We start from the raw sequence: 10,315 nt of genomic DNA, 5'->3' as shown, positions 1-10,315 counted from the left end.
GCGTTAGGGGGTCGGGAGGGCGCGGAGGAAGCGTTCGGCGATCGGGACGGCTGAGGCGGTGCTGGCACCGCCCTTCTCCACGAAGACGGCGAACGCGACATCACCCCGCCAGCCGACGAACCAGGCGTGCGTGTGGGCCGGGTTGTTGTCGTACTCGGCGGTGCCGGTCTTGCCGTACACCTCGCCGCCCGGCACGTCCTTGAGCGCGGCGCCGGTGCCGGTGGTCACCACCTCGCGCATCATGGTGCGCAGCGCCGAGACGGACTCCGGCTTGAGCTGCTCGCCAGCCGGGGCCGGCTTGGCCGGCGCGGGGTCGACCAGCAGTTGCGGCTGCTCGAACCGGCCGCGCGCGACGGCCGCGGTGGCACCGGCCATGGCCAGCGGACTGACAAGTGTGGTGCCCTGCCCGAACGAGGCGGCGGCCTGCTCGGCGAGGCTCCCACCGGTCGACACCTTGCCGGTGAAGGCGTCGACGCCGAGGTCCCACTGACCCTCCAGGCCCAGCGTACGGCCGGCGGCGGCCAGCCCGTCGCCGCCCAACTTCGGGGCCAGCGTGGCGAACGCGGTGTTGCAGGACTTGGCGAAATCGGTGCGGAACGGCACCGAGCCCAACTCGAAGTTGTCCGAGTTCTTGAAGGACCGGCCATCGACGGTGACGGTCTTCTTGCAGTCCACCGGCCCGTCGAGGGTGACCGCGCCCCGGTCCAGCAGGCCGAGCGCGCTGACCATCTTGAACGTGGAACCGGGCGGCACCTGGGCGTTGAAGGCCAGGTTCTCGCCGGCCGGCCCGGGTCCGTTCGCCACGGCGAGCACGGAGCCGTCGCTGATCCGTACCGCCACCAGCGAGGACCGGCGTGCCTCGGGACGTAGCGCGGAGTCGGCGGCGTTCTGGGCAGCCACGTCCAGGGTCGTCTTGAGCGCCTGCCCGGCCTGGGGCTCCCGGCGGAACAACTCGGTGCCGGTGGGCTCCAGCTTGCCGCCCTCGGCGGGACGCTCGACCACCACGGTCAGTCCGAGGTTGCCGCGCAGCCGCTCGTCGTACCGGCCCTGCAGTCCGCCATGCCCGACCAGGTCACCCACCACGTACCGGTCGGGGTGCGCGGCCAGGTCGTCGGCCTGCGCCGGGTCGACCGAGCCGAGCAGCGCGCGGGCGAACTCCCGGGTCGGCGCCAGGTCGAGCTTGTCCGAGATGAACTTGGTGCCGGGCAGGTCGTAGATCCGGGGCTTGATCTGGCGGTACGCCTCCTCGCGGAGTGTCACCACCTCGACGAAGTCGCCCGGCTCGGCCTTGGCCACCCGCTCGGGCAGGTCGGCCAGGTCGACCGCCGGGACCAGCGCCGGACGGATCGCCTTGAAAGCCGCGTCGAGGTCCTTGACCAGCTTCTTGATGTCGGCGACCCCGTCGGGCTGCACACCCACCCGGACCACCGGGCGGGGGGCGACGATCGGCTGACCGGCGGCGTCCAGCACGCCGGCCCGAGGGCTGGCCTCCCGGCGCAACCCCAGCCGGTCACCCTTGGTGAGCTGTTCGTGGACGACACGGGGCTCCCAGATCACCTGCCACTGGTCGTCGTCGCCCTGGGCGAGCCGCACCTCCCGGTCGTACGCCCAGCGGGTCTGACCGGGCAGGGTCCACTCCACCTGCACAGTCGCGGTCGCGATGTCCTTGGTGACCTTCGGGTCGCCACGGCGGGTCAGTTTGGGCGGGGTGCCCGCCAGTTCACCGGAGAGTTCCTTGATCTCGCGGCTCACGTCGCCCGCCGGAACCTTGTTGCCGGTGGGGTCGACCAGCCCCACCGCCTGGAGGTCGCCGCTGCGCCAGCCGGCGAGGAAGGCGTCGACGGTGCGCTGCGGCCCGTCGTCGCCGGAGCAGGCGACCAGGACGCTGGCGGTGAGCAGCGCCGCCGTGGCGGCGGCCACCCGCCTGCGGGCGGGGTTCGGCCGGTGGGGCCGGGGGTACGACAAGAGCATGACGCGAGGTCCTTCCGATCTCGGGCTGCCCTGCACGGTAGTACGAGAAGGCTGTCCCCAACGTCCCCTGAAGTAGCCCGACGTGCGGAAAGACGGACCGCGCCGGTGTGATGAACATCGCGTGGCGGGGTATCCCGCAACCGGCCAACCTCGGACCCGCAACGGGTGAAAGGACAGAGTCCCGATCCGGACGTCCGGCCAGTGGTCCGCCGATGAACGCGCAATCCGGCAGGCCTAGGCTTGGCGGCAGAGTGACCCACAACGCGGTGGGTCGAGGGGAGTGGCACCGATGGACCGGCGTCCGGCGATCAAACCGGAACCCGACCTCCGGCAGGATGACTCCGGCCGGGACGACGACAGCTTCGATTCCGCGACCGACGGGGACGGCTACGGCCGACTCGACACGGGCGTCACCGGCCTCACCGGGTCGAGCATCGACACCATCTACGATCTGGGCCTGCCGACCGAGGCGTTGGCCGACGACGTGGAGGACGCCGAACTCGACGAACCGGTACCGAACGCGGAGCGCCTGGTGGCCCAGGCCGTCGCGCTCGCCGGGGACGACCACGACGCGGCGACCCTGGTGGGTCGTTTCTGGCGGTTCGCCCCGGACGAGGAGCTGGTCGGTTTCACGGCGGAGGAGATGCTCGACGCGGCCCGGGCGCACCGGGACCTCGCCCAGCAGCGGGTGCCCGGCGAGCTGAAGCTGCGGATCCACGAGCCGCACGCGGACCAGCACCACACCGTCGTCGAGATCGTCACGGACGACATGCCGTTCCTGGTCGACTCCGTGACCGCGCTGCTCAACTCGTACCACCTGGACGTGCACCTGCTGGTGCACCCGCTGGTGGTGGTCCGCCGCGAGCCGCTGGGCCGGCTCACCGAGGTCTCCGCCGACGTGGAGCCGGACGACGCGATCGCCGGCGACATCATCGAGAGCTGGATGCGGATCGAGATCGACCCGGTCCGCGACGCCGCCGAGCGGGACCGGCTGCGCCGTGAGCTGCAACGGGTGCTCACCGACGTGCGCGAGGCGGTGGAGGACTGGCCGAAGATGCGCCAGCGCGCCCTCGCCCTCGCCGACGAGCTGGCCTCGGCCCGCACCTCGGAGAACCGCCCGCCGGTGCCGGAGAAGGACATCACGGACTCGGTGGAGCTGCTGCGGTGGCTCGCCCACGACCACTTCACCTTCCTCGGCTACCGCGAGTACCGGCTGGTGGACGCTCCAAGCGAGAACGCCACGGACCGGGCCGACGGCAAGGCGTTGGAGGCGGTGCTCGGCACCGGTCTGGGCATTCTGCGCTCCGACTCGCCGGAGGCCCGGTCGCTGTCCTCGATGACCCCCGAGGCGCACGAGAAGGTGCTGGAGAAGCGCCTGCTCATCATCACCAAGGCCAACTCGCGGGCCACGGTGCACCGCTCGGCGTACCTGGACTACATCGGCTTCAAGATCTTCAACTCGGCCGGTGAGGTGATCGGCGAACGGCGCTTCCTGGGCCTGTTCTCCACCGCCGCGTACCGCACCAGCGTCCGGGAGCTGCCGGTGGTGCGCCGCAAGGTGGCCGAGGTGCTGGACCGCTCCGGCCTCAGCCAGCGCAGCCACTCCGGCAAGGATCTGATCCAGATCCTGGAGACGTACCCGCGCGACGAGCTGTTCCAGATCAAGACCGACGACCTGTACCACGCGGTGATCGGCGTGCTGCGGATGGCGGGTCGCCGGCAGCTGCGGGTGTTCCTGCGCCGAGACGCGTACGGGCGGTTCATCTCCTGCCTCATCTACCTGCCCCGGGACCGGTTCACCACGCAGAACCGGCTGCGCATGCAGGACATCCTGCTGCGCGAGCTGAACGGTGTCGGGGTGGACTACACCACCCGGGTCACCGAGTCGATGCTCGCCCGGATCCACTTCATCGTCCGTACCGACCCCACCCGGCCGCCCGGCGACATCGACGCCGATCTGCTGGCCGAGGAGCTGGCCGACGCCACCCGGCTCTGGGACGACGACTACCGGCTGGTGCTGGAACGCAAGCTCGGCGACGAGCAGGCCAAGCACCTGTTCACCAGGTACGCCGACGCGTTCCCGGAGGGCTACAAGGACGGGCACACGCCGTACGAGGCGATGAAGGACCTGGCGAAGCTGGAGCTGCTGGAGGAGCCCGGCCAGCTGGAGATGCACCTGTTCCGCAAGCAGCTCGCGCCCCGGCCGGGCACGCGGACACCGGGCGCGGACCTGGCCGAGACGATGAACGTCCGGTTCAAGGTCTACCGGTACGGCGAGCCGATGATGCTGTCCGCCGTGCTGCCGGTGCTGCACTCGCTCGGTGTCCGGGTGGTCGACGAGCACCCGTACGAGGTGGACCGGATCGACGGTCGGGTCTACCTGTACGACTTCGGCCTGATGCTGCCCGAGGGGCACCAGGAGCTGTCCGAGGTGCGCCCGCACGTCGAGAACGCGTTCGCGGCGGCCTGGCGCGGTGAGGCCGAGGTGGACCGGCTCAACGAGCTGGTGCTGCGCGGCGGCCTGACCTGGCGGCAGGTGGTGGTGCTGCGGGCGTACGCGAAGTACCTGCGGCAGGCCGGCACGGTCTTCTCGCAGGACTACATGGAGCAGACCTTCATCGCGTACCCGAAGATCGCCGGTCTGCTGGTGGAGCTGTTCGAGACCCGGTTCGCGCCGGGCGAGATGAGCGCCGAGCAGCGTCAGCAGCGCAGCGGCGAGCTGGTGGAGACGATCCGGACCGCGCTGGACGACGTGGCAAGCCTCGACCAGGACCGGATCCTGCGCTCGTACCTGACGCTCATCGAGGCGACCCTGCGGACCAGCTTCTACCAGAAGCGCTCCGACGGGCGGCCGAAGGCGTACGTGGCGTTCAAGCTGGACCCGCAGGCCATCCCGGACCTGCCGGCGCCGCGACCGAAGTTCGAGATCTTCGTGTACTCGCCCCGGTTCGAGGGTGTGCACCTGCGGTTCGGGCCGGTGGCCCGGGGTGGGTTGCGCTGGTCCGACCGTCGGGAGGACTTCCGCACCGAGGTGCTGGGCCTGGTCAAGGCGCAGATGGTCAAGAACACGGTGATCGTGCCGGTCGGCGCCAAGGGCGGCTTCGTGTTGAAGCAGAAGCCGGGCGACCGGGACGAGGCGGTCGCCTGCTACCAGGAGTTCGTCAGCGCGATGCTGGACGTCACCGACAACATCGTCAGCGGGCAGATCGTGCCGCCCGAGGACGTGGTGCGCCACGACGGCGACGACCCGTACCTGGTGGTGGCGGCGGACAAGGGCACCGCCACGTTCTCCGACATCGCCAACGAGATCTCCAAGAACCACAACTTCTGGATGGGCGACGCGTTCGCCTCCGGCGGTTCGGCCGGGTACGACCACAAGAAGATGGGCATCACCGCCCGGGGCGCCTGGGAGTCGGTGAAGCGGCACTTCCGGGAGCTGGGCCTGGACACCCAGACCGAGGACTTCACGGTGGTCGGCGTCGGTGACATGTCCGGTGACGTGTTCGGTAACGGGATGCTGCTGTCCGAGCACATCCGCCTGGTGGCCGCGTTCGACCACCGGCACATCTTCCTGGACCCGGAGCCGGACGCGGCCACCTCGTACGCGGAGCGGCGCCGGCTGTTCGACCTGCCCCGTTCCTCCTGGGAGGACTACAACCCGGAGCTGATCTCGGCCGGGGGTGGCATCTTCCCGCGTACCGCCAAGTCCATCCCGATCACGCCGCAGGTCCGGGCGGCGATCGGCCTGGACGACGACGTCACGCAGCTCTCGCCGCAGGAGCTGATGAAGGCGATCGTCACCGCGCCTGTCGACCTGTTCTGGAACGGCGGCATCGGCACCTACATCAAGGCGTCCAGCCAGACCAACGCCGAGGTGGGCGACAAGTCCAACGACGCGATCCGGGTGGACGGGCGCAGCCTGCGATGCCGGGTGGCGGGCGAGGGCGGCAACCTGGGCTGGACCCAGCTCGGCCGGATCGAGTACGCGTTGACCGGTGGTCGGATCTACACCGACTTCATCGACAACGCCGCCGGTGTGGACACCTCCGACCACGAGGTGAACATCAAGATCCTGCTGAACACCGCGGTGGCCGACGGTGAGCTGACCACGGCCGAGCGCGACGAGCTGCTCGCGCAGATGACCGACGAGGTCGCCGAGCTGGTGCTGCGGGACAACTACGACCAGGCGCGGGCGATCAACAACGCCCAGGCCCAGGCCGCCTCGCTGCTCCCGGTGCACCGCCGCATGATCAACGAGTTGGAGCGCTCGGGTGCGTTGGACCGGTCGTTGGAGGCGCTGCCGCCGGACGAGGAGCTGGCGGTCCGCAGCGAGTCCGGGCTGACCGCGCCGGAGTTCGCGGTGCTGCTCGCGTACGTGAAGATCGTCCTGGAGCGGGAGATCCTCACCGACGGGCTGGCGGACGAGGAGTGGACGACCGAGGTGCTGGTCAACTACTTCCCGACGCCGATGCGCGAGCGGTTCGCCGACCGGATGGGCCGGCACCGGCTGCGCCGGGACATCGTCACCACCGTGCTGGTCAACGAGGCGATCAACCGGGGTGGCATCTCGTTCATCTTCCGGGTGGTCGAGGAGACGGCGGCCAGCGCGGCGGACGTGATCCGGGCGTACGTGGTGGTCAGCGAGGTGTTCGGGCTACGGGAGCTGTGGGACGCCGTCGAGGCCCTGGACAACAAGGTCTCGCCGGAGTTGCAGACCAGCGTCTACCTGGACACCCGTCGACTGCTGGACCGCGCGGTGCGGTGGCTGGTCACCAACCGGCGCTCACCCCTCGACGTGCCGGCCGAGATCGCCCGCCTGCGCGACGGCGTGGCCCGGCTGCTGCCGGGGCTGGAGGAGCTGTTCTACGGCAGCGAACGGCAGGGCATCGCGGCGCACATCGACTCGATGACCGAGCGTGGGCTGCCCCGCGACCTGGCCGAACGCGCGACCCGGCTGATGTACAGCTTCGGCCTGCTCGACGTGGTGGAGACCGCCACCCGCAGCGGTCGGGACGTCGGCGAGGTGGCCTCGGTCTACTTCGTGCTCTCCGACCTGTTCCGGGTGGACTCGCTGCTGTCGAAGATCTCCCTGCTGCCGAGGGAGGACCGCTGGCAGACCCTGGCCCGGATGGCGCTGCGCTACGACCTGTACGCCGCGCTGGCCGCGCTCACCGCCGAGGTGCTCGACTCCACTCCGGAGGAGTTGCCGCCGCACGAGCGGGTGCAGCAGTGGGAGCAGTCGAACGCCACGTCGATCCACCGTGCCCAGCGGGCGATGGGGGAGTTCGACGAGTCGCGGGCCGACCTCGCCGCCCTGTCCGTGCTGCTGCGCCAGATCCGCACGCTGGTGCGGACCTCCGCCGCCGCCTGAGTCAGGTACGCCGGACGCGGTCCGGCCAGTCGGGGTATCCCAACCGGCCGGACCGTGTTTCGTTGGCGGGGGTCACGCCGCCAGGGTGGCGAAGACCACGATGTTGTCCGGGTAGCTCTTCGCGGCCTCGTCGAACTGACCGCCGCAGGTGACCACCCGCAGGCCGGGCCGGTCGCTCGGCCCGTACACCAATTCGGTGGGGAAGGCCGTCTTCGGATACGACTTCACCGAGTCGACAGTGAAGGTGGCCGGCACGCCGTCGGCGCGGCGCACGGTGACGGTGTCGCCGGGGGTGAGGGCGCCGAGGTCGAAGAAGACGGCCGGGCCGAGGACCGCCGAGTCCACGTGCCCGACGATTACCGCGTTACCCGTCTCGCCCGGGCTCGCCCCCGGCTCGTACCAGCCGGCCTGGTCGGCCCGCTCCAACGGGGGGACCTGGACGGTGCCGTCCGGGTTGGTGCCCAGCGACATGATCGTCGCGTTGACGCCGATCCGGGGGATTTCGATGCTGGTCGGGGCGGACCGCGCCAGTCCGGGGGTGGCGTCCCCCTGTGCGGCGGGCGCATCGTCGAGCGGCGGTACGCCGGTGTCGGTGACCGCCGGGCCGGTGACCTCGGGGCCGACCTGGGACTGCGGCTGCGGTGGGCGGGGAGCGGGCGTGGTCTTCAGGGCCGCGCCGATCATGCCGGCCCCGATGGCGGCGGTGACGACGACGGCCGCGCCGGCGGCACGCCACGGTTTCCCGTGACGGCCGCCGGCCCGTGTCGTCGTCACGTCAGACGAGCGAACCATCGGTCCGCCGACGACGCATCAGCACGATCCCGCCCAGCGCGGCAGCGCCGAGCAGGCTCGCCCCACCGGTGGCCAGGCCACGGTCGGTGCCGGTGCTGACGCCGCCGTCACCGCCGTCGACCCCGCCGTGCGGCAGCACGACCAGCTCGCCCTCGCCGCACGAGCCCTTGAGCTCGTAGCGACCCGGCTTCGCGTCACGGTCGACCTTGGCCTCGCCGTAGTAGACGAACTCCCGCTCGCCCTCCCAGCTCTTGTCGGAGCCGTACTCGTCGGAGGCGCGCTCGTCCGAGCCGTACTCGTCGGAGCCCTTGTTCTCCCAGCTCTTGTCGGAGCCGTACTCGTCGGAGGCGCGCTCGTCCGAGCCGTACTCGTCGGAGCCCTTGTTCTCCCAGCTCTTGTCGGAGCCGTACTCGTCGGAGGCGCGCTCGTCCGAGCCGTACTCGTCGGAGCCCTTGTTCTCCCAGCTCTTGTCGGAGCCGTACTCGTCGGAGGCGCGCTCGTCCGAGCCGTACTCGTCGGAGCCCTTGTTCTCCCAGCCCTTGTCCGAGCTGCGCTCGTCCGAGCTGCGCTCGTCGGAGCCCTTGGAGTCCCAGTCCTTCTTGTCCTCGTGGCCCTTGTCGCCGCGGCTGTCCTCCGCGTCCTGGCCGTGCTCCTCGCCCTTCCAGTCCTTGCTGTCCTCGTCGCCGTGGGCGTCGGCGGCAGCGCCGCCGCCCTGACCACCGGGCTGGGCGCCGTCGGCGGGCGGCTCCGGCTTGTCCTCGCCGTTCTCGCCGTTCTCGCCCTTGCCGTGCTCGTCCTTGCCCTTGTCGTCCTTGCCCTCGTGGTCCTTGCCCTTGTCGTCCTTGCCGTGCTCGTCCTTGCCCTTGTCGTCGTGGCCCGAGGAGTTCTCCTCCTCGCGCCACTCGCCGCGGTCCTCACCCCGGTCGTCGCGTGCCGGCTTGAGCTTGACCTTGCCGGTGACCTTGGACCACACGAACGCGTGCTCCTGCCGATCCGGGCAGATCTCAAGGAGCTTGACCTCGTCGCCAGCCTTGACGACGTGCGGCTTGGCGTAAACCTTGCCGTCACGGTCCTTGCCGCCGTCGTGGTGCCCGTCCGCGAACGCGATTCCCGGCGTGAACACCAGGAGCGAGGCGCCGCCGAGCGCGGCGCCCGCAACGACCTTCCCGAGCAACTTCTTAGCCATGACCTGCGTCACTCCATCCCTGTTGTCCTAAGCCCGGCGACAACCGAGCTAAGACCGACGTTAGACCGTTTCATGACCTATGAAGGGAAAGATTCGCGTTTTGACCTTTACTGCTGATAAGCGGTGAAGAGGTGGTACGCGGCTTTCACGGCTCGCCGTGCCCGCCGCACCCTGGTAGCGCCGACCCCGGCCTGCTCGTGCCACACGGGGCGGCTCGGAGGTATCGTCCAGTTCCTCCGCCTCGGCGCATCGAGCCATTGCCATGGAAGCGCTCCCATGCAAGAATCGGCGCACGCGGTTCGGGGAGCCACACCGCGCAGGCAGTCACCGTCGAGGGCATCCGGTCCGCCGGACGACGCTCTGCCGCCGACCGCCCGGCCGCGTGCCGGTCGATCACCCACCACCAAAACGCCCGTCCGGGTCGGGCAACCCCGAAAATTCCCGTTGGCGTCGGCGGCCGTCCGTGCAGGACGCCCACCGTGCCGTCCCGCCGGGCCGTACGCGGGCCCGGTCTCGCCCAAGGAGATCAGTGGCATGAATGTGTGGAGAAGGCTGTCCGGCCCACGCCGGGCCCTCGCGCTCGCCGGCGCGGGTGCCCTGGTCGCCGGTGGGCTGGTGACGATTCCCGTCACGGCGGCGCAGGCCGCCACTCGGTGCGACATCGCCTACTCGTCGAATGACTGGCAAGGCGGCTTCACCGCGAACATCACCATCAAGAACCTCGGCGACCCGGTCAACGGCTGGACGCTCGGCTGGACGTTCCCCAACTCCAGCCAGCGGGTGCAGCAGGGCTGGTCGGCCGAGTTCACCCAGTCCGGCAGCCAGGTCACCGCGCGGAGCCTGTCCTACAACGGCAGCCTCGCCACCGGCGCGTCGACGAGCATCGGCTTCAACGGCGCGTGGAGCGGCAGCAACCCGAAGCCGACCTCGTTCACGCTGAACGGCGTGGTCTGCAACGGTGGCACCACGCCCACGGCGTCGCCGAGCACCACGAC

5 protein-coding genes are annotated in these 10,315 nt (G+C 70.4%); 2 read left to right on the top strand and 3 right to left on the bottom strand.

Annotation, left to right across the window (positions count from 1 at the left end):
• Positions 1 to 3 precede the first annotated feature (3 nt).
• Complete coding sequence (locus FHG89_RS31215) at positions 4 to 1,971, bottom strand: penicillin-binding transpeptidase domain-containing protein (protein WP_139587971.1); 1,968 nt, start codon at positions 1,969 to 1,971, stop codon at positions 4 to 6.
• Between the two features lie 289 nt (positions 1,972 to 2,260).
• Here FHG89_RS31215 and FHG89_RS31210 point away from each other — a divergent pair, with 289 nt between their 5' ends.
• The gene (locus FHG89_RS31210; RefSeq protein WP_139587970.1) at positions 2,261 to 7,342 is read left to right on the top strand and encodes an NAD-glutamate dehydrogenase; all 5,082 of its coding nucleotides are present in this window, start codon (positions 2,261 to 2,263) and stop codon (positions 7,340 to 7,342) included.
• A 72-nt stretch (positions 7,343 to 7,414) separates the two neighbouring features.
• On the opposite strand, the gene FHG89_RS31205 is transcribed toward FHG89_RS31210, so the two are convergent.
• Both FHG89_RS31205 and FHG89_RS31200 read right to left on the bottom strand, forming a co-directional pair.
• A complete protein-coding gene (locus FHG89_RS31205; RefSeq protein ID WP_139587969.1) occupies positions 7,415 to 8,116 on the bottom strand; it encodes a class F sortase in 702 nt (233 codons plus the stop codon).
• Position 8,117: 1 nt separating this feature from the next.
• Complete coding sequence (locus FHG89_RS31200) at positions 8,118 to 9,320, bottom strand: hypothetical protein (protein ID WP_139587968.1); 1,203 nt, start codon at positions 9,318 to 9,320, stop codon at positions 8,118 to 8,120.
• A 534-nt stretch (positions 9,321 to 9,854) separates the two neighbouring features.
• Here FHG89_RS31200 and FHG89_RS31195 point away from each other — a divergent pair.
• Positions 9,855 to 10,315, top strand: a 461-nt coding sequence (locus tag FHG89_RS31195; protein WP_208761172.1) for a cellulose-binding domain-containing protein, incomplete at its 3' end; no start/stop codon positions are given.

The organism is Micromonospora orduensis (assembly GCF_006228125.1).
Lineage (GTDB): Bacteria > Actinomycetota > Actinomycetes > Mycobacteriales > Micromonosporaceae > Micromonospora > Micromonospora orduensis.
The sequence above is the reverse complement of the archived record's forward strand: the minus strand, read 5'-3'. Positions and strand labels throughout refer to the sequence as shown.